Origin of the sequence: Thiohalophilus sp. (assembly GCF_034521165.1) — a bacterium.
Taxonomy (GTDB): domain Bacteria; phylum Pseudomonadota; class Gammaproteobacteria; order UBA6429; family Thiohalophilaceae; genus Thiohalophilus.
The window spans coordinates 289,558-309,381 of sequence record NZ_JAXHMV010000002.1; the positions used below are offsets into that span (position 1 = coordinate 289,558).

Genomic DNA, 19,824 nt, shown 5'->3' on the forward strand with positions numbered 1-19,824 from the left:
GGCTTTGACTCCGTTAATTTTTTACGCGGTGAAATCAGAAGCGCCAACTATAGATGATTTCCAGTTCTGTCTGCTGCATCTGCAGGTCACCGGTCTGGTCGCCGGTATTGGGATTCAGACCGCGTACGCTTTCTTCCGGCGACCAGGTAAGTGCCGCACTCCATTCATGGCCAGGGTCGAGCTGCTTGGTAAATCCGATCGAGAAATGTTCCCGGCTTACAGCTGGCGCAACGATATTGATCATGGCCTGGGTCCTGGGGATTATCTGGTTCATACGACTGTAGCCTGCGCGTAGCACAAGATCGTGCGCATAATGCCAGCGTGCTCCCAGCTTGAGGACCTGAGCGTCATCCCAGCCGCCACCAATACCCTCGTCGCTGCCGAGCTCCACCGTGGTCAGAGGACGATTATTCGTATTGCCAATCGCCGCGATCTCACTGTAACGAATCTCCTGGTAATCGATCGACAGCGTTAGATCGTCGTGTGGCTCAAAGCTCACACCGAATTGAAAGGCAAGGGGGATGTCAAAATCGCCCTGCTCCGCAAAAGCACCCTGGTACTTGTCGAAGGGCGTCATGTCGATGCGTGGCTGCAAGCCAAAGGCCAGAGCTACCCACTCGGTAGGGCGGTAATTCAGACCCAGGCTTAGGCCGATACCATAGGAATAGTCGAAACCATTATTGGTAACCGCATCCGGAGCGATAGATACAGCCCGGAAGGGTTCCATCCCGCGGGCGCGAAAGGCCTGTACAGCCATAATCGGGCCTATCCCGGCGGTGAAATTCGGGCCCAGCCGGATCGAGTAGGGCACATGGACAAATAGCTGATAGAGATCGGCACCGACCGGTGCGCTGGCACGCTGTTCGTCGGGTGCACCGGGTTGCTCGAAAAAGCGAAATAACGGTGCATCATACCTGGTGCTCAATCCGTTGGCGGAAATCACCACGCCGGTCGCGCTATCCTCCGAAAGCTTGTGGGCCCAGGCGAACTGCGGGATCAGAAACCAGCTCTGCTCGCTGTCGTACTGGCCGGGAGGAATCTGCGGGGTGCCGGCTGTGGCATCGTCATTCGCCCTGAAGCCACGGACCGGCAGGAACAGGCTGGCACCGGCATCCACGCGCGGTCCGACCAGGACCAGGTTGGCCGGATTGATCGCGGCATTTAATGCGTCTTCGGGAATGGCGCTCCCGGCACCGGCCATTGCCTTGCTTTTGGTACCCGCCCCGTGGCTAAAGTAGCCGTTGGTCGCATGGGCGAGGACCGGGAAAGACAGGACGAGGATCAGCAAGGCGTATCGTGTATTCGACACAGTAAAATTCCTTCATTGCATTGTAAGGACACAGCATCCATAAATAATTAAAAAGTTCGGCAACAAACGAGAATTATTCGTACTACCATGTATCACCGACCACTTTTATTACCGCCCCATTTTATTCTCTCAATCCGGTTGTTTTTGATTTTCCGTTTCAGAGCTTTCTATCGGCAAACTGCTCTTGAATTTCAATTATCTGCTCCAGGTTATTAATCAATGCCTGGACGCAATCCTTATCCAGCTTTTCACCCGCCATCTCTTTCAGCAAAGCCATGGCCTTCTCATTACTCCAGGCCGGTTTATACGAGCGCTCGCTGGTCAAAGCATCAAAAATATCGGCAACGGCAACAATACGTGCCTCAATGGGGATTTCATCGCCTTTTTTACCTTCGGGATAACCGCTGCCATTCATCATTTCGTGGTGGTAGGTGGCGATATTGCGCAACAGATCAATGTATTCGGATTGTCCCAGACTGAAATTTGAAATGATTCCATCAATCATCTCGCGCCCTTTCGTTGCGTGCGATTGCATAATTTTCATTTCTTCACCCTCAAGCGGCCCGGGCTTGAGAAGAATGTTGTCAGGGATGGCAATTTTCCCGATATCATGTAACGGGGCAAACATGAAAAGATGCTGAAGATAGGCATCGTCCAGCTCATGACTCTCCGCCAGGTTATGTGCGATCAAGAGACTGTAACGCGACATCCTGTCAAGATGACTTCCTGTTTCCGGATCGCGATAATGGGTGATAGAACCTGTGGCCTTAACAGCATTTGCAAGTGTTTTAATTACACTGAACTCATTAATCAACATCAATGAAATCAGATGCCCGTAGAGATCCAATTGAGCGAGCACTTTTTCGTCAAAAACATCTTTTTCTGTAGAGTTGAAGAAGATAAACCCGAAAAACGCACCATCATCAAACATCGGCATGGTGTAACTTGCAGCATATCCGGATCGCCCGATACGGCGCGTATGTTCATGCTCGCCATCATCAAATGTCACCATATTATTAATGACCCGTGGCAGCCCCTTATCGAGAATATCTCTGAGAGAGGGAGCATCCTGCAGTAATGCCTGATAATTTACGAGTGGATTTTCGTCTTCAGAGCTGTGCAAATAGGTTTTGAGAACCGATGTCTCCGGATCATAAATTGCGACAGCAATACGCTCTATAAAATGGAACTGTTTTCTGATGGAATCATGCGCAATAACGAGCTTATCTTTTATAGGTTGCTGCGCATTGAGCGCCTCCAGGACATCACGGTGCGGCATCAGCGCTCCCCTTTATGTCTGATAATGAAACACTTAACTCGCATGGTCGGGATTCCGGGGACAGTATAAATAATTTACCCTGTCGCTCCCGGCCTATATTTAAATAGATATACTGTTCCCGGATTTGCGCGAGTATTCAAATAAGATTAGCAGCAGAAATCCGGGTTGGTCAAAATTTAATCGCCCCATCCCCTTTTTGCGAGCGGCCGGAGTTCATAAATCCGTCCATATTTGACTGCTGATTCCAAATCCTCGTGTCGCAGTGCACCCCGTACATCGTCCAGTTTGCAGGCATCTTCAACGCTGAGATACGGCGACCACCCCGTATCGTCTTCCAGCAAGTCAACATCAACCTCCGCCACATACCGGCCTTCATGGACGATACTCTGCTTCAGTCGCGACCATCCATCGTTACGCGCCTCTTGAATGAAATGCACTTTTTAAGGGTGTCAAAGCCCTTTTTGGTCGTCCGCGTCGCGCCTGCCCCACTTTGGTCTTCAATTTACGCTCAATCTTTTCCTTGAAATAGGCATTGCCCAGCGGCGTCCCCCGTCTGCCAGGCGGCACGAATATCCTTCAGTGCATCATCATCGATATGCGCCTGAAACAAGGCCTTGGTAGGCCGCCAGCCGACTGGTTGGCGTCTTCAAAACGCAGATACAGTGAATGGGTGTAATCAGTTTATTAGGCTTTCCCAGGGCATTTGCCCGGTAACTGCTCCAGCGATATTGGCCTGGCGCATTGACCATATTGGCCCGAACCGGATTCAGCTCGATATAACGCATACAGGTCAACAGGTATTCTTCGTCATGGATCAGCGAGGCCTTGAATCGACCTTCCCAGATACTGCCGCTGGTGCCATCGAGTAATTGATATAGGGCACATAACGCCACCATGTACTGCATCAACCGGCTTACCCCCGCCTTATCCTGTGGCGTGACAAGGATATGCACATGGTTGGTCATCAGCACATAGGCATGGACAGCACAATCATATCGCTGGGCCGCCTCAATCAGCCAATGACGATCAGGCAAAGAGAATCCCCATCCTCGAAAAAGACCGGCTCACGACTGTCGCCGCGCTGCACAACATGAACGGGAACATCGGGTAGAAAAAACCGAGGTTTGCAGGGCATCCGTGCCTCCTTCAATAGTTAGAAATAAATCGGTTCCTCTCGCGGATCGGTGCACGGAGAAACGCGTAAATAGTTGAAAAGCATGAGCCTCATCAGGTACTTAGAAGTTGCGAAGCTAACTAGGTATCTGGGAGGAGACTCATGCTTGTTGAAAGTTTGATTAAAGAGACGGTGGAATTGCAAGGATTTCGTGTGGTGATGGTACAGAAAACAGGGCATGGACTGGAGGCGACGCTGACCGCTGACAGGCGTTTTACGCCTTGCTGCGGCGCCTGTGGCAAGCCCGCCGCCTACCGCGACACTCGCGCTGTTCGTCGTTTTCGCCACGTGCCGCTGTGGGGTATTGATGTACAGCTGCTCTATGCCCCGCGCCGCGTGAGCTGCAAGCAATGTGATGGGATCCATGTCGAAGCGATGCCCTGGGTCTCGGGGCAGCGGCGCTTTACCCGAGCGCTGATGGTGACATTGGCTACATGGGCACGGGTGTTGACCTGGAAGCAGGTGGCGGCTCTGTTTCGCTGTTCGTGGTGCACCGTGGAAGCGGCGGTTGATGAGGCGGTCGCCTATGGCCTTGCCCACCGAGACCTTTCGCAGGTGACCCACATTGGCATTGATGAGATCTCTCGCAAGCGTGGGCATGTGTATGTCACTAACGTCTATGACCTTAAGAGCCGACAGTTGCTGTGGAGCGGTGAGGGCCGCGCCAAAGAAACGCTGGAAGGCTTCTTTGACTGGTTCGGCGAGGAGCGCACCGCACAGCTTGAGGGTGTTTGCTGCGATATGTGGCAGCCTTACGCTGATGTGGTCAAGACCAAGGCGCCCAAGGCGATTCTGGTGTTCGACAAGTTTCATATCGTTCAGCATTTGACCAAGGCCGTGGACCAGGTAAGACGTGATGAGATCCGGGAAAAGGGCCAGGAGCACAAAGCTCTGATGAGCAAGACCCGGTACATCTGGTTGAAGAATCCCTGGAACCTCACCGACAAGCAGCAGGCTCGGTTATCGGAACTCGAACATCTGAATCTCAAGATCAATCGTGCCTACCTGCTCAAAGAGAGCTTTCGTGAATTCTGGACCTACACCTACGCCGGTTGGGCTGAACGCTACCTGAACAATTGGTTCTGGTGGGCAACCCATTCACGCCTCAAGCCGATGCGTGAATTTGCCTGGATGCTTCGGCGCCATCAGGATGACCTGATGAATTATTTCAGGATGCCCATCCACAACGGCACTGTGGAAGGGCTGAATAACAAGGCAAAGGTGATAAGCCATAAGGCTTATGGATTTCGTTCAGCAAAGAGCTATATTCGGAATCTATATCACTGCATGGCAGGGCTATCCTTACCCAAAACCGTGCATACATTTGCGTGACGAACCTAAAAATTAAGCCACTCGAGTCGTCTCTGGAAAGGGCTTTGACCCCTTTAATTAGAGAATGCGCATCCCAGAAGAATTCGCGCAAACCCCTTTAAATCTCCATCATTTTGTAAAACCTCGGTGGCGAGATCGCCGCCGGGTGTTAAGATTCTCCCTGACCCCGGCGCAAATTACCAGAGGAGGCATAGACAATGACCCCGCCCGTAACCGACTTCTCCGATTATCTTCGCAGGGTCGACTATGACGAACGGCTGGCCATGAAGATCGGCCTCGACGAGCTGCTGGAGCGCTACGCCCGGGGCGAGATCGAGGTGATCGACATCCGCTTTCCCGAGGAGCATGCCGCCTGGTCGGTGGGTCTCGGCCGCCACATTCCGCTCAACGAGTTGCCCGACCGGCTGGACGAACTGGACCCGAACAAGACCATCGTCACCATGTGCCCGCATTACGACCGGGCCGAGATCGCGCGGCTCTACCTCACGCTGCGGGGCTATCAGCACGCTATTTCACGGCCGGCATGCTGAAACTCGTCGACTATCTGCGTGGCGACAAGGCCCGCGATTACCTGGCAAGACTCTGAGGAACCCCGACATGACCGATCTTGACCTTCTGCCGGCCCAGGCCGTTCCTGCCCGCATGAGCGAGGTGCGCATCAGCGCGGAAGCCTTCATCGAAAAGTGGCAGGCGGGCAGCTGCGAATTGCTGGATATCCGCGTGGCCGCCGAGACCCGTGTGTGGAAGATGGGCTTCGGCCTGGCCATCCCCGCCGACGAAATCGCCGGGCGCCTCGACGAGTTGCCGCGTGACAAGCTGCTGGTGCTCGCCTGCCCCAACACCGACCGCTCGGGCATCGTGCGCAGCTATCTGGCCGTAAAAGGCTTCGACGCGAAATACCTGATGGGCGGCCTTCTCGGGCTGGCAGACGCTCTCGAAGGGCAAGACCTCGGAATCCCTCCGGTCGGATCCGGGCGCGTGAGCCTTTTCGACTACGGTCTTTATTTCGGGCTCACGCTGACTCTCTCGACCCTGTTTGCGGCCGGTGGCGTCGGCTCGGCCATCGGGCTGGTGCCGGTGCTGGAGACCGCCGGCCTGCCGCTGGCGCTGGCGCGGGCGCTGGGGCTGTTCGTGAACACCACCTCAACGATCGTCGCCGCCGGCGTACACCTGCGCAGCGGCCTGCTGAAACTGCGCCACGCCTGGCCGCTCGTGGTCTCGGTTCTGGTGGCAACGCCAGCCGGGGCCTGGGCCAGCCAGTTTGTCGCCCCCGACATCGTGCGCGCGGTGCTGGCGGCCTTTCTGATCGCGGCGTCACTCCTGATCCTGGTATCGCACCGTCCCGTCATCGCCCGCAGCCACGGCGCGGCGCCGCTGTTGCTGATCGGCGGGTCGATCGGGGCGCTCTCGGGGCTGGTGGGCGTGGGCGGCGGCATGTTGATGGTGCCGGCGCTGGTGCTGCTGGGACATGAGGTGAGATCCCCGCCGCCCGCACCGTCAGCTCCGTGATCCCGTTTTTCGCTGGCGGGCGGGTTCCTGACCGATCTGCGATTCTCGTCGCGATGGACTGGGCGCTGCTTGCCGCCGTCGGCGTCGCCGCAGTGGTGGGCGGATACCTGGGCGCCCGCCTGATGAACCGCCGCCTGAATGCCGGCCACGTCAAGAAGCTGATCGCGGTGCTGCTTCTGCTGCTGGCCGGGAAGCTTCTGACCGCGCCTCTGCTTTCCCCTTCACCTGAGATCCCGCAGCGGACAGATTCGTGTCCCACGACCACGCCCCGCCCGTCGATCCCTGGCCCCGCCTTCCGCTGGGCGGTGGGGCTGAACCCAGGCCACCTGCAAGGGCTTTGACCCCTTTAATTCGGTGCTGCTTCTGCTGCTGCGGGAAGCTTCCTACCGCGCCTCTGCTTTCCCTTTTCACCTGAGATTCCGCAGCGGACAGATTCGTGTCCCACGACCACGCCCCGCCCGTCTTTATCCCGGCCCCGCCTTTCGCTGGGCGGTGGGGCTGAACCCAGGCCACCGGCAAGGGCTTTGACCCCTTTAATTTTGGCGCTGGTGCTGCTGGGACATGAGGTGAAGTCCGCCGCCCGCACCCCGTCAGCTTCGCTATCCCGTTTTCCTCGGCGGGCGGGTTCCCTACCTATTTGCAATTCGTCGCGATGGACTGGGCGCTTCTTGCCGCCGTCGGCGTCGCCGCAGTGGTGGGCGGATACCTGGGCGCCCGCCTGATGAACCGCCGCCTGAATGCCGGCCACGCTCGAGAAGCTGATTCGCGGCGCCGCTTTCTCTGCTGCTGGCCGGGAAGCTCTCTGACTCGCGCCTCTGCTTTCCCTTCACCGGAGATCCCGCAGCGGACAGATCCTTGTGTCCCATGACCACGCCCGTCGATCCCTGGCCCCGCCTTTCGCTGGGCGGTGGGGCTGAACCCAGGCCACCTGTAAAGAGCTTTGACCCCTTTAATTCACGCCCCGCCCTGTCTATCCCGGGCCCCGCCTTCTTCCGCTGGGCGGGTGGGGCTGAACCGAGGCCACCTGTAAAGGGCTTTGACCCCTTTAATTTTTATTCGTGAAACCGGGGGAGGTTCACTCTGACCCCAAATATCGTTTCACTAGTTAGTATGAGGTGCGCTATCACTTGTAACTATCAATGAGTTTATCAGATGAGGTGTAATTGTTTTTTCTGATAGTTTGAACTAAGGCGCCATCCTCGCCTGGACCCAAAGTAACTCTCTTCGCAGACACTTTCGATTTAGCTGGAAGTCGTTCTCGCAAAGGAGTTCAGCAAGCGCAGGGTCTTCAACTCGCACATATAACTTGTTTCCCACTCATAACTAGTTGAGCAGCTAATTCTGCCAAATGTACAGTACGAAAATCATCCACATGTTGTACAGGATCATCAAACATGATATTTTGACTTACTCCACGCCAAAGAAAGATTCACAGATAATAGAAAGGCTAAGCCGGTTGCCTAACTTGCCACTAGAGAAAGAAATTGTGGAGACTGTAAATTAAATTGTGTAACTGCTCAAAGTCCCATACCCTTGATAATAAAGGAAAAGACACATGAGCAGAAGAACAAAAACCAAAACCGATATCGACCCGCAGCTTGAAGCCCTGGTGAACAGCATCAAAACACCGGAGGAACTCGAGGACCTCACCCGCTTGCTGCGCCAAAAAACCTTTGAAGCTATGCTCGAAGGCGAGATGGATGACCACCTTGGCTATCCCAAGCATGACAAAGCCGGTCAGCATAGCGGCAACAGCCGTAACGGTTACAGCAGTAAAACCTTGAAGGGCGAGCTTGGCGAGCTGCCAATTGCCATTCCCCGGGACCGCAACGGGGAATTTGAGCCGCTCATTATCTCCAAAAACCAGACCCGGCTACCGATTTTCAACGACAAGATCATCATGCTCTACAGCAAGGGCATGAGCACGCGGGACATAGCTTCCACCTTGTTGGAACTGTACGGCGTTGAGGTCTCACTTACGCTGATTTCACGGGTCACCGAGCAGGTGCTGGAACAGGTCCAGCAATGGCAATCCCGACCCCTGGATGAGGTCTATCCCATCGTCTATCTCGACTGCATCCGGGTGAAGATCCGTCAGGACAAACGCGTCATCAACAAAGCCATTTACCTGGCGCTGGGCATCAACCTGGACGGCCAGAAAGAACTGCTGGGGCTGTGGCTCGCGGAAAACGAGGGCGCCAAGTTCTGGCTGTCCGTGCTCACCGAACTGCAACAACGGGGCCTGAAGGACATTTTCATCGCCTCGGTGGATGGGCTGACAGGCTTCCCGGAAGCCATTAACACCGTTTACCCGAAGACCCAGATCCAGCTATGCATCGTGCATATGGTGCGCAACTCGCTAAAATTCGTCTCCTGGAAAGAACGCAAGACCGTTGCCGCTGACCTGAAAAAGATCTACGCCTCCCTCACTGTCGAGGAGGCCGAGCGAGAGCTGGCCGCCTTTGCCGAGCGCTGGGATGAGAAGTTTCCGTCCATCAGCACGGCCTGGCGCAAACACTGGCCGAATCTCATCACCCTGTTTAACTACCCGGATGATATTCGTAAAGTAATTTACACCACCAACGCTATCGAATCCCTCAATAGCGTTATCCGTAAGGCCGTCAACAACCGTAAGGTCTTTCCGAATGACGACGCGGCACTCAAGGTCGTCTATCTGGCCATGCAGGCGGCCTCCAAGAAATGGACCATGCCCATTCACCATTGGAAGGACGCCTTGAATCGTTTTATGATTGAGTTTCCGGATAGAATGCCGGAGCAGTTCTAACCGGGCAGTTACACAGAATTATTTACAGTCTCAAATTGTGGGTTTAATTCATCACCGACTCTAAAGGTCATAAAACGCCTAACATCTCCTCTTATAGAAATATTCCATATCATACCAAATTGGATGTGGGCGCAAACTACTATAGAGCTCTGACATTAATGGGAGCACTTTATCCAAGCGCTCGATTTAATGTTTCACTAGCCGCTCGTCGCGCAGCATCGTAGAAACCCGCGCCATTTTCCACATTGCACGGCCAGCATTTCTTTCTTAAAAAGTTGATAATCTAGTCTTTGTATTTTCCACTACATGTTGAGCTCGCTCTAATTCGGTTCTGATTGTAGGTTTTTACCAGCATAGTTCTTTTTTTGCCTAGTTAACTTTTCTTGTAAATCTTCCTCCATCGTCCAGAACTTGATTCACGTAGTTGCTTCGGCTGAAATATTTTGCGATCTCAACACCTCATCGAAACTTATTATTTTATTGTTTGCTTCTTTACGAAGATACTCTAATTCTTCAACTAACTGATTAGCCGACTTCAATCTCTTTTCAGCAGATTTTTTTCTTGTTCGTACTGGCTTACTGCCTCTGCATTTTCACTTAGTTTCTTGGCAAGATTTTCAGCATTTTCGATCCCATAAGAAAACTCCTCATGTGACTGTCCTTTAGCACACAAAGGACATTTACCATCATGCAAAACCAATTGTGGCGCCCAAGCGTTGCTAAACGTAAAAGAGATTTTTAGCATCTTCTTCATATTTAGATGCAGAAATTTCAGGAGGATTTGAAATAAGTTTTTCTAATTCATCTGTTGCATTTTTCTTTTCTGAATTCGCTTTCTCAAAATCTTTTTCAATTTGAATTATTCGTTTTCGCTCTTCATCAATTGTCGCCCAATTTTGAGACAACGTATGTAAAACACTTAACTTATCTGTTACAGCTGTAATCTCTTCGCGAACACGCTCCACCAATTCATCTGGAGCGACATCAGCAATCTAAAAACCCCCTCAAACGTTCGACAACCTCACTTAAAGCGCTCTCGTGACAACGCGCTAGCTCTAACCTCATCGAGACGACGTAGTTCAGCAGTCAACTTCAAGTTGACTTGGGCGATCTCTTGTTGGATAGAGCTTGTTTTCTGCTTAGCTTTCGTAACTAATTTCGAGCCACGTTCAGTCCATGCATCAGCGTTATTAGCACCCAAATGTATTTCTTAATAACGCATACCTATCTGTCTCTTTTAGGTCAAGGCTAAGCTTGGTAATCTGTTCGTCTCGAATAATTGCATTTGAACATAATTGGCTTATTGGGTTTTCAGGCGAATGGAATTGATCGCAAAGTTTATAAACTAAATAGTTTAGAGTCTTTTCGTCAGGTTTCTCGAATTCTTTACGAGTAACACTTATCTCTTCATCTCTATCAATAAAACCGAGAGTAACGTACCTTTCTTTTGGGCTCTCACCCTCCCCTCTCCACCAAATATAATCAGAAGAAGTTTCACCTGCTGCTTTTTGAGAATCATACTTCTCAAATTACCTGTCAGCGCAAACTCTATCGCATCAAATATTGAACTCTTTCCAACACCATTCCGCCCGTCAATTATTGTAAAGGATTCTGCAAAATCTATTCTCAGCTTTTTGTTATAACCTCGAAATCCATTCAATTCTAAATAGGATATAGCTGCATGCCTCCTCCTCAAGAATATGAAGAATAGTTGACTCATCCTCAGACGAGGAAAGCATCAATTACACGTGAAGGCAATTCAGTTGCACGCTGATGTATTTCTTCCTTCATGTCTATCGCTTCTAACTTAGGGGCGGCCTGAATAGGAAGCAGCACCAGCAGCGCTTCTCTTAAATCTAAATTATCGTGTATCCGCGTGCGCGCTATTTTACGTGTAGCTGAAAGATTCTCTTCTATTGCTGATAGAATAGAATATTTTTTAATGTCGTCACCTTCTGTAGCAAGAAAAATTGTATATGTATTCCATGCTTTTTACCAGCACGACGTAACCAAGCTGCTGATTGACTATAACCCGATCAGAATCTTTCTCCCAATTGTTGATCAACTGATCAGAACTATCATATGCAAATAAAAACCCAATTACTGTTGCATCTTCGAAAGCAAGTACTTCTTTCTCATCCACAAATAATCTATCTATTTTGTACCCATATTCTCTAAGGATATTTGAACTATCAGTTAATATATCAATCATAAGCCTAATTCCTGCAAAGCATCATATCTTGTCATCCATCTACTCTTTTCGCCTCTGATAATCGTCGAATTGTTTTCCGCTCTGGCTATATTACTTGGCAGCTCCGTACCTTCTGCACCAACAGCAATTATAATATCAGGCGCAATTGTAGGTGCTGTTTCATGCTCGAACTCTCCTTCGACTTTATGTAGATACTTATTAACTGCTGCTAATTATTCTCACTTTCTGTTGTTTTATTGACCAGTAAGGTCCATCCTGAACAGCACCCCAGCTTGAAGTTTTAGAAGTGTCAACCCCAAAAGTGTTTCACCTGGATGCGGCTGTTTCCTAGTTGCAGGTACGTTCGGTCCACAACCTTCTAAATCTCGTCTTATACTCCATAATGTGTAATTATCATCAGTTTGTGGTTCAAGCCAGCCCGGATCTGGTTCATATCCAGTATCAGCATAGTAATCATCTTTACCTGAATATAAAACTTTTCGTATGTATGTCTGTGAAAACTTCCGCCTTAGTGAATCAAGAAAATCTGATCCTGATGCTTGTACATGTGCAAATATATCTGTCGCACGATCACCCAGATCGAAAAGCTCTGGAGCCTTTTCTATGAATGTCCCAGTATCTGAGGGATCCACCACCACAATGCGCGAAGGACTTATAGCGCCTAGTGTTGCAGCTAGCACTTGATTGAGATAGTCCCAATCTGTCCAAAACCCAACAACCAAAATATCTTTATTTAACAGATTCGCCCTAAGCCATGTTTCACTGTTTAATATTCGTTGTTTTACAGGATCAACTTCTAATTGCCCCGGAGCCCAAATCATGTTCTTCCAATCTCGAGATCTGCATCCATGTATCTTTAGTAGTGGAGAGACATCTGGGGATAATGCAGCAACCTCATACCCGTCAATTCCCGCTTCAATTGTTCCAAAAATATACTCACCAGCTGTTTCAATAAGCGTATCAACATTTGTAGTTATTGCTGTCTTTATACAACTTACGAGAAGCATGTCAGCAACAGCGTAATGACCATTATTAGGTTGACTACTGAAAGCATGTTTATCAATAAGCTTGCTAAAATAAGGTTCGTCACGCAAATGTATGCACGGTTTTGGGTAAGGATAGCCCTGCCATGCAGTGATATAGATTCCGAATATAGCTCTTTGCTGAACGAAATCCATAAGCCTTATGGCTTATCACCTTTGCCTTGTTATTCAGCCCTTCCACAGTGCCGTTGTGGATGGGCATCCTGAAATAATTCATCAGGTCATCCTGATGGCGCCGAAGCATCCAGGCAAATTCACGCATCGGCTTGAGGCGTGAATGGGTTGCCCACCAGAACCAATTGTTCAGGTAGCGTTCAGCCCAACCGGCGTAGGTGTAGGTCCAGAATTCACGAAAGCTCTCTTTGAGCAGGTAGGCACGATTGATCTTGAGATTCAGATGTTCGAGTTCCGATAACCGAGCCTGCTGCTTGTCGGTGAGGTTCCAGGGATTCTTCAACCAGATGTACCGGGTCTTGCTCATCAGAGCTTTGTGCTCCTGGCCCTTTTCCCGGATCTCATCACGTCTTACCTGGTCCACGGCCTTGGTCAAATGCTGAACGATATGAAACTTGTCGAACACCAGAATCGCCTTGGGCGCCTTGGTCTTGACCACATCAGCGTAAGGCTGCCACATATCGCAGCAAACACCCTCAAGCTGTGCGGTGCGCTCCTCGCCGAACCAGTCAAAGAAGCCTTCCAGCGTTTCTTTGGCGCGGCCCTCACCGCTCCACAGCAACTGTCGGCTCTTAAGGTCATAGACGTTAGTGACATACACATGCCCACGCTTGCGAGAGATCTCATCAATGCCAATGTGGGTCACCTGCGAAAGGTCTCGGTGGGCAAGGCCATAGGCGACCGCCTCATCAACCGCCGCTTCCACGGTGCACCACGAACAGCGAAACAGAGCCGCCACCTGCTTCCAGGTCAACACCCGTGCCCATGTAGCCAATGTCACCATCAGCGCTCGGGTAAAGCGCCGCTGCCCCGAGACCCAGGGCATCGCTTCGACATGGATCCCATCACATTGCTTGCAGCTCACGCGGCGCGGGGCATAGAGCAGCTGTACATCAATACCCCACAGCGGCACGTGGCGAAAACGACGAACAGCGCGAGTGTCGCGGTAGGCGGCGGGCTTGCCACAGGCGCCGCAGCAAGGCGTAAAACGCCTGTCAGCGGTCAGCGTCGCCTCCAGTCCATGCCCTGTTTTCTGTACCATCACCACACGAAATCCTTGCAATTCCACCGTCTCTTTAATCAAACTTTCAACAAGCATGAGTCTCCTCCCAGATACCTAGTTAGCTTCGCAACTTCTAAGTACCTGATGAGGCTCATGCTTTTCAACTGATTTACGCGTTTCTCCGTGCACCGATCCGCGAGAGGAACCAATAAAAATAGTATCAAGCTCCCCACGCTGAAAGAAAAACTCTGCTTGTTCTTCAATTCCTTCCGCTAATGGGGCTCTAGTTGCTCCATATGTCGCGTCATATCTCCGTTTTGCTTCAGCTGCAATATGTGCCGCAGATGGTAAACAACTTGGAGGCGCCATTGACAAACCTGCTCCAGCCAATAGTGCTAGCCTATCGTTAAGCAGGGAATCCAGCATGATATCTAAACCATATTCGAAATTAATATTCTGCATGATCTTGTTCTTATCTACTTCCTTGTCGAAGTCCACAATATTTATTGTTGCTATCAGAAAAATCAAACGACCAAAGTGCTGCCACTAAATATACTGAGTAACTATTCACTACCTACCAACCCTACCCCACCCAATCCACGATTTAAATGAGGGAATTCCCCTAGTCTAGACGGTCGTCACGGATTTTCGAGGCACGCAAAAACAAAAGGGACGCCGAAGCGTCCCTTTGTACTGCAGGTTGCGGGGGGTTGGAATATCGACCCCTCTCCCTAACCCTCTCCCCGAAGGGGAGAGGGGATAGAAGGAGAGTTATTTCTTCTTCGCCGCCCTTTTCTCAGCCCGCTTGAGCCGTGAAGACAGCCGCCGCGCCAGGTCCCCGAACAGCTCGGTCTGGGTCGGGTGCGGGTGGATGGCCTGGCCGACCTGTTCCAGGGTCAGGTCGCCGGCGACCATCATCACGCCCTCGCCGATCAGGGTGTCGGCGTGATCGGCCAGGAAGTGCACACCGATGACCCGGTGGCTGGTCTTCTCGGCGACGATCTTGATCAGCCCCTGGGTCTCGCCGGTGATCATGGCCTTGGCGTCGACGCTCATCGGCACCTTGATCTCGGCGGCGTCGATGCCCTGCTCTTTGGCCTGGTCGGAAGACAGCCCGACGAACGCGGCCTGCGGGCGGGTGAAGATGACGCCCGAGTCTTTGGCCTGGTCGTAGGCAGCAGATTCACCCGCCATCGTCATGGCGGCGACGCGGCCCTGCTGGCCGGCGGTGTGAGCGAGCATTAACCCACCGATGACATCGCCCACGGCGAAGATGTGCGGCACATTCGTGCGGCACTGGGCATCGGCGCTGATGACACCCTTGTCGGTTTCGACGCCGGCCTTGTCCAGCTGCAGCGGATCCAGCACCGGGCGTTTGCCGGTGGCCATGATCACGTAGTCGCAGCTGTAGGTGTGGTCCTTGCCGTCACTGCCCTCGTAGACGATCTTCATCTTGCCCGGCTCGCCCTTGAGTTCCTTCACTTTCGCGGAGGTCTCGATCGTGAGGCGCGGGTCGTCATTCAATACGGCGGTGAGGTTTTTGGCTACTTCCGGCTCGACTTCGGCCAAAATGCGGTCGTTGCCTTCGAGCAGCAGCACTTTGGCGCCGAAGTCCTGGAAGATCTGCGCCATCTCGACGCCGATGGCGCCGCCGCCGATCACGCCCAGGCGTTTGGGCGCGTCTTTGAGGCCCCAGACGGTGTCGGAGGTGAGCACGCCGCCGTTATCCACGCCGGTGTCGGCGCCGGGGATCGGCGGCACGAACGGCGGGGCGCCGGTGGCGATGACCGCCGCGCCGAAGGTGATCTTCCTGGTCTTGCTGCCGTCGCCCATCGGGGCGCGGGTGTGCGGGTCTTTCTGGTTGCCGCCGGTGTCGACACTGACGGTGTGATCGTCCTCGAAGCGGGCGAAGCCCTGGATGACGTCGATCTTCACACCCTTGTCGGTGTTGAGCGCCATCTTGCCGCGCTCTTCGAGCACGCCGCGACGGTGTTTTTCCAGGCTAGTCCATTCCAGCTCGGGTTTGGCGGTGCCCTTGATGCCGAGCAGCTTGTCGTGGGCGCGATCGCGAATCTTGTCCGCCGCCGCGCGCCACGCCTTGGAGGGGATGCAACCGCGCCACAGGCATTCACCGCCGGGGAACGGCGAGTCGTTGATCATGGCGACCTTGTAGCCGTGGTCTTTCAGATCCCGGGCGCAATCTTCGCCGCCGGGGCCGCCGCCGATGACGACCACGTCGTAATCCCAGTCGCCCTCGGGCAGCTTGAAGCTCGGTTCACTGGCCGGGGCGGCGGCGGTCGTGCTGGCGCTGCCGGTACTGGCCGCCATACCCGCTGCCGGCGCGGCGGCGGCATCCAGCCAGGTCGGGTTCTCGACCAGTTCCTTGAAGGTGCCGAGGAACTTGGCGGCGTCGGCGCCGTTGACGATGCGATGGTCGGCGGTGATGGTCACCGGCATGCCCTGCGGGCCGACGGTGGCAATCGCGAAGATCGCCGAGGTCCCCGGCGAGGGAATCGCGTCAAACTGGCTGACGCCCAGCATCCCCATGTTGGAGATGGTGAAGGTCGGGTTGGAGTATTCGTCCGGTTTGAGGCGGCGGGCGCGGGCGCGGTCCACCAGGTCCTTCCAGCCGGCGGCCAGGTCGGCCACCTCGCGGTTGCCGGCATCGCGCAGCACCGGTACCACCAGACCCATGCCCTCGGTTTCCACCGCCAGGCCGATGTCGATCTGCTCGCGCTCGACAATGCGATCTTCATGCTGGTAGACGGCGTTGATCACCGGATGCTTGTCGATGGCCAGCGCGGCGGCCTTGGCCAGGGTCACGGTCAGCGAGAAGCCCTTGGCCTTGGAGGTGGTCTTCAGCGCGCTCGGATCGATGTGGCTGGTGACGCGGAACAGCGGCATGGAAACCGAATATTCCATGTTGTGCGCCACGGCCTTTTCCATCGCGGTCATCGGCCGGCCTTCGCCCGGCACCTGGTAGATGCGCTGGGTGGTCGACTTCTGGATGTTGCTGTTGAGTACGTCGGCGGCGACGATGGCGCCGCCCGGCCCGGTGCCCGGCACGCTGTTGAGATCGATGCCGTGGGCACCGGCCAGCTGGCGGGCGTACGGGGTCGCGTTCTTGTTCATCGGCCGCGGCGCGGGGGTGGCGCCGTGCGGCTGGGCCGCGATGCGGGTCTTGGGCTTGGCGGTACCGGCCGGCTCGGATTTGGGTCTCGCGGCGGCGGCCGCCGCCGGGGCGCTGCTGCTGGCGGCTTTCTTGCTGTCGAGCACGTGAGCGGCGTCGCTGACCAGGTAGGCGATGGCCTCGCCCACCGGGATGGTGGCGTCGGTCTCGGCCATGGGGCCGGAGAGGTAGCCCTCGCGGAACACCTCCACGTCCATGATCGCCTTGTCGGTCTCGACCTGGGCGACGATATCGCCGCGCTCGACCTTGTCGCCGATCGATTTCTCCCAGCTGACCATGACGCCCTCGGTCATGGTGTCGGAGAGCTGGGGCATTTTAATGGTGTAGGCGTCCTCGGCCGGGGCCACTTCAACATTCGCAGCTTCGGCGGGCGCGGCGGCCTGTTCGGTCTCGGGGGCGGCGGCTTCCCCGGCCGGGGCGGCTTCGCCACCGCTACTGGCGGCCGGGGCGGCGGCGCCTTCGGCCTGGACCTCGTCTTCGCTGGCGACCAGGTAACCCATCGCCTCGCCCACCGGGATGGTGGCATCCACCGGCTGCAGCGGCCCGGACAGGTAACCCGCGCGGAACACTTCCACGTCCATGATCGCCTTGTCGGTCTCGACCGTGGCGACGATGTCGCCGCGCTCGACCTTGTCGCCGATGTTCTTCTCCCAGCTGACCACCACGCCTTCGGTCATGGTGTCGGAGAGCTGGGGCATTTTAATCGTATAAGCTTCAGCCATGATTTTCCGTATTCTTTAAGCTGTGGGCCGGCCACCGGGCCGGCCGACCGCCGGGTCGCGACCCGGCCTACATTTTTAGATCTTGCCGAGGGCCTTGAGGGCGCCGTGGTAGACGTCGTCGGCGCTCGGGATCGCGGCTTTTTCCAGTTTGGCGTTGTACGGCACCGGGACGTCGGCGGCGTGGATCCGCACGGGCTGGGAATCGAGCGCGAAGAAGCAGTCCTCGATGATGCCGGTGATGATCTCCGAACCGACACCGACCGGGGCTTCGTCTTCCTCGGCCACGACCGCGCGGTGGGTCTTCTCCACCGAGGTGCGGATGGTTTCGCGATCGATCGGCTTGAGGGCGCGCAGGTCGACGACCTCGGCGCTGATGCCGTCGGCTTCCAGGCGCTTGGCCGCTTCCAGGCACAGGTGCACGCTGAAGTTGTAACCGATTAAGGTGATATCGCTGCCCTCGCGCACCACCTCGGCGCCTTCCAGCGGACGGAAGTATTCCTCGTCGGGAATCTCTTCTTTGAGGTTATACATCTGCTCGTGCTCGATGATGATCACCGGGTCGTTGGAGCGAATCGCGGACTTGAGCATGCCGTAGGCGTCCAGCGGGCCGCGCGGGGTGACCACGCGCAGGCCGGAAGTGGACATGAACATGCGCGCCAGGCGGGCCGAGTGCTGGGCCGCCAGCTGGTGCGCGGTGCCGCCCGGGGTCCGCATGACGATGGGACAGGCGATCTGGCCGCCGGACATGTAGCGGATCTTGGCGGCCGCGTTGATCAGGGTATCCAGCGCCAGCAGTGCGAAGTTGATGGACATGATCTCGATCACAGGACGCATGCCGACCATGGAGGCGCCGATGCCGATGCCGGTGTAGGAGTTTTCGGAAATGGGGGTATCGATGATGCGCTGCGGACCGTACTTGTCGTACAGGCCGAAGGTGGCCTTGTAGGTGCCGCCAACGACGCCGATGTCCTCGCCCATGGCGATGACCATCGGATCGTTCGCCATCTCTTCATCGTGGGCCCGGCGGATCGCTTCCCAATATGCCGTTTCTGCCATTCTTGTCTATCCTCTTATTTATGCAGTGGCCCGACCCAGCGCGGATCCGGGTTATCGTCCAGTACGTATTTGTTCAGATCCTCGACCTTCGGTTCCGGACTCTCTTCGGCGAACTTGATGATGTCGTTTTCGATCTCGTCATCGATCGCCTTGTCCATCGCCTTGATCTCATCATCGCTAACGATACCGGCCTCGATCAGCCGCTCACTATAGAGACGGATGGGATCGCGCTGCATCCACTCTTCTTCCTCGTCCTTGGTGCGATAGCCCTTGGCGTCGGACATGGAGTGGCCGCGATAGCGGTAGGTCATAAATTCAATGAAATAGGGTTTTTGTTCCTTGCGCACGTAATCGATGGCTTCTTTGGCCGCTTCCATCACGGTGTCGATGTCCATGCCGTCGTGCTGGCTGGCTTTCATGTCATAGGCGCAGATGCGCTTGTACTGATCGCGCACGGCGGTGGAGCGATCGATGTGGGTGCCGATGGCGTACAGGTTGTTCTCGCACACGAACAGCACCGGCAGTTCCCAGACCGAGGCCATGTTCAGGGTCTCGTGGAAGGTGCCCTGGTTGTTAGCGCCGTCGCCCAGAAAACAGATGGCGATCTGGTCGGTGCCCTTGTGCTTGGCGCCCAGCGCCAGGCCGGCGGCCAGCGGAAACGGCTGCCCCACCAGCGCGTAACCGCCCATGAAATTCTGGCTGGCATCGAAGATGTGCATGGAGCCGCCGCGGCCCTTGGAGGAACCGGTCTCCTTGCCGTAGAGTTCCGCCATCACTTCGCGCGGCTGGGCGCCAGTCTTGATGGCGTGAATGTGGTCACGATAGCCGGTGATGACGTAATCGTTTTCCTGGCCCTTGCCGACATTGGCCATCTCCAGTACCCCGGTGGCCACCGCTTCCTGGCCGGAATAGAGATGCAAAAAGCCACCGACCTTGCGTTCCATATAGGCTTCGAACGTGCGATCCTCGAAGCGGCGGAAGAACATCATTTCCCGCAGCAGGCGTTTTTTGTCCGCGTCTTTCATAGGGATCCTTG

At 54.7% G+C, this 19,824-nt stretch carries 18 protein-coding genes; 5 read left to right on the forward strand and 13 right to left on the reverse strand.

The window, feature by feature from the left end:
• Positions 1–34: 34 nt before the first annotated feature.
• The 3 genes from U5K34_RS03160 to U5K34_RS03170 form a co-directional block, all read right to left on the reverse strand.
• Positions 35–1,309: an OmpP1/FadL family transporter gene (locus U5K34_RS03160; RefSeq protein ID WP_322567070.1), complete on the reverse strand. Its 1,275-nt coding sequence runs from the start codon at positions 1,307–1,309 to the stop codon at positions 35–37.
• A 157-nt stretch (positions 1,310–1,466) separates the two neighbouring features.
• Entirely contained in the window at positions 1,467–2,588 is a 1,122-nt protein-coding gene (locus U5K34_RS03165) for an HD-GYP domain-containing protein (protein WP_322567071.1), read from the reverse strand.
• Between the two features lie 587 nt (positions 2,589–3,175).
• Positions 3,176–3,622, reverse strand: coding sequence for a transposase (locus tag U5K34_RS03170; RefSeq protein WP_322567072.1), 447 nt, complete (start codon positions 3,620–3,622; stop codon positions 3,176–3,178).
• Positions 3,623–3,864: 242 nt separating this feature from the next.
• On the opposite strand from U5K34_RS03170, the gene U5K34_RS03175 reads away from it, so the two are divergent.
• The 5 genes from U5K34_RS03175 to U5K34_RS03195 all read left to right on the forward strand — a co-directional run bounded on the left by U5K34_RS03175 (position 3,865) and on the right by U5K34_RS03195 (position 9,388).
• The gene (locus tag U5K34_RS03175; protein ID WP_322567073.1) at positions 3,865–5,094 is read left to right on the forward strand and encodes an ISL3 family transposase; all 1,230 of its coding nucleotides are present in this window, start codon (positions 3,865–3,867) and stop codon (positions 5,092–5,094) included.
• A gap of 197 nt (positions 5,095–5,291) precedes the next feature.
• Entirely contained in the window at positions 5,292–5,624 is a 333-nt protein-coding gene (locus U5K34_RS03180; protein ID WP_322567074.1) for a rhodanese-like domain-containing protein, read from the forward strand.
• 67 nt (positions 5,625–5,691) lie between these two features.
• Positions 5,692–6,603 carry a TSUP family transporter gene (locus U5K34_RS03185; RefSeq protein WP_322567075.1) on the forward strand — a complete coding sequence of 304 codons (912 nt, stop codon included), beginning with the start codon at positions 5,692–5,694 and terminating at the stop codon, positions 6,601–6,603.
• A gap of 53 nt (positions 6,604–6,656) precedes the next feature.
• Positions 6,657–6,944 (forward strand): TSUP family transporter, encoded by a 288-nt coding sequence (locus U5K34_RS03190; protein ID WP_416223997.1) that lies wholly within the window; start codon positions 6,657–6,659, stop codon positions 6,942–6,944.
• 1,214 nt (positions 6,945–8,158) lie between these two features.
• Positions 8,159–9,388, forward strand: a complete 1,230-nt coding sequence (locus U5K34_RS03195) for an IS256 family transposase (RefSeq protein ID WP_322567077.1) — start codon at positions 8,159–8,161, stop codon at positions 9,386–9,388.
• A 535-nt stretch (positions 9,389–9,923) separates the two neighbouring features.
• Here the strand turns inward: U5K34_RS03195 and U5K34_RS03200 are convergent.
• From U5K34_RS03200 to pdhA, 10 genes are all read right to left on the reverse strand, one after another.
• On the reverse strand, positions 9,924–10,142 hold the full coding sequence (locus tag U5K34_RS03200; protein WP_322567078.1) for a hypothetical protein: 219 nt from the start codon (positions 10,140–10,142) through the stop codon (positions 9,924–9,926).
• Positions 10,108–10,353, reverse strand: coding sequence for a hypothetical protein (locus U5K34_RS03205; RefSeq protein ID WP_322567079.1), 246 nt, complete (start codon positions 10,351–10,353; stop codon positions 10,108–10,110). The genes U5K34_RS03200 and U5K34_RS03205 overlap by 35 nt, the downstream gene beginning before the upstream one ends.
• Positions 10,354–10,787: 434 nt before the next feature.
• Complete coding sequence (locus U5K34_RS03210) at positions 10,788–11,108, reverse strand: AAA family ATPase (protein WP_322567080.1); 321 nt, start codon at positions 11,106–11,108, stop codon at positions 10,788–10,790.
• A 228-nt stretch (positions 11,109–11,336) separates the two neighbouring features.
• Positions 11,337–11,600: a hypothetical protein gene (locus U5K34_RS03215; RefSeq protein WP_322567081.1), complete on the reverse strand. Its 264-nt coding sequence runs from the start codon at positions 11,598–11,600 to the stop codon at positions 11,337–11,339.
• A gap of 233 nt (positions 11,601–11,833) precedes the next feature.
• On the reverse strand, positions 11,834–12,694 hold the full coding sequence (locus U5K34_RS03220) for an SIR2 family protein (RefSeq protein ID WP_322567082.1): 861 nt from the start codon (positions 12,692–12,694) through the stop codon (positions 11,834–11,836).
• On the reverse strand, positions 12,687–13,916 hold the full coding sequence (locus tag U5K34_RS03225) for an ISL3 family transposase (RefSeq protein WP_322567073.1): 1,230 nt from the start codon (positions 13,914–13,916) through the stop codon (positions 12,687–12,689). The genes U5K34_RS03220 and U5K34_RS03225 overlap by 8 nt, the downstream gene beginning before the upstream one ends.
• A gap of 18 nt (positions 13,917–13,934) precedes the next feature.
• A complete protein-coding gene (locus tag U5K34_RS03230; protein ID WP_322567083.1) occupies positions 13,935–14,318 on the reverse strand; it encodes a hypothetical protein in 384 nt (127 codons plus the stop codon).
• 273 nt (positions 14,319–14,591) lie between these two features.
• The gene (locus U5K34_RS03235) at positions 14,592–17,732 is read right to left on the reverse strand and encodes an FAD-dependent oxidoreductase (protein WP_322567084.1); all 3,141 of its coding nucleotides are present in this window, start codon (positions 17,730–17,732) and stop codon (positions 14,592–14,594) included.
• Positions 17,733–17,807: 75 nt separating this feature from the next.
• On the reverse strand, positions 17,808–18,788 hold the full coding sequence (locus U5K34_RS03240; protein WP_322567085.1) for an alpha-ketoacid dehydrogenase subunit beta: 981 nt from the start codon (positions 18,786–18,788) through the stop codon (positions 17,808–17,810).
• Between the two features lie 14 nt (positions 18,789–18,802).
• A complete protein-coding gene (gene pdhA, locus U5K34_RS03245) occupies positions 18,803–19,813 on the reverse strand; it encodes a pyruvate dehydrogenase (acetyl-transferring) E1 component subunit alpha (RefSeq protein WP_322567086.1) in 1,011 nt (336 codons plus the stop codon).
• Positions 19,814–19,824: the final 11 nt, after the last annotated feature.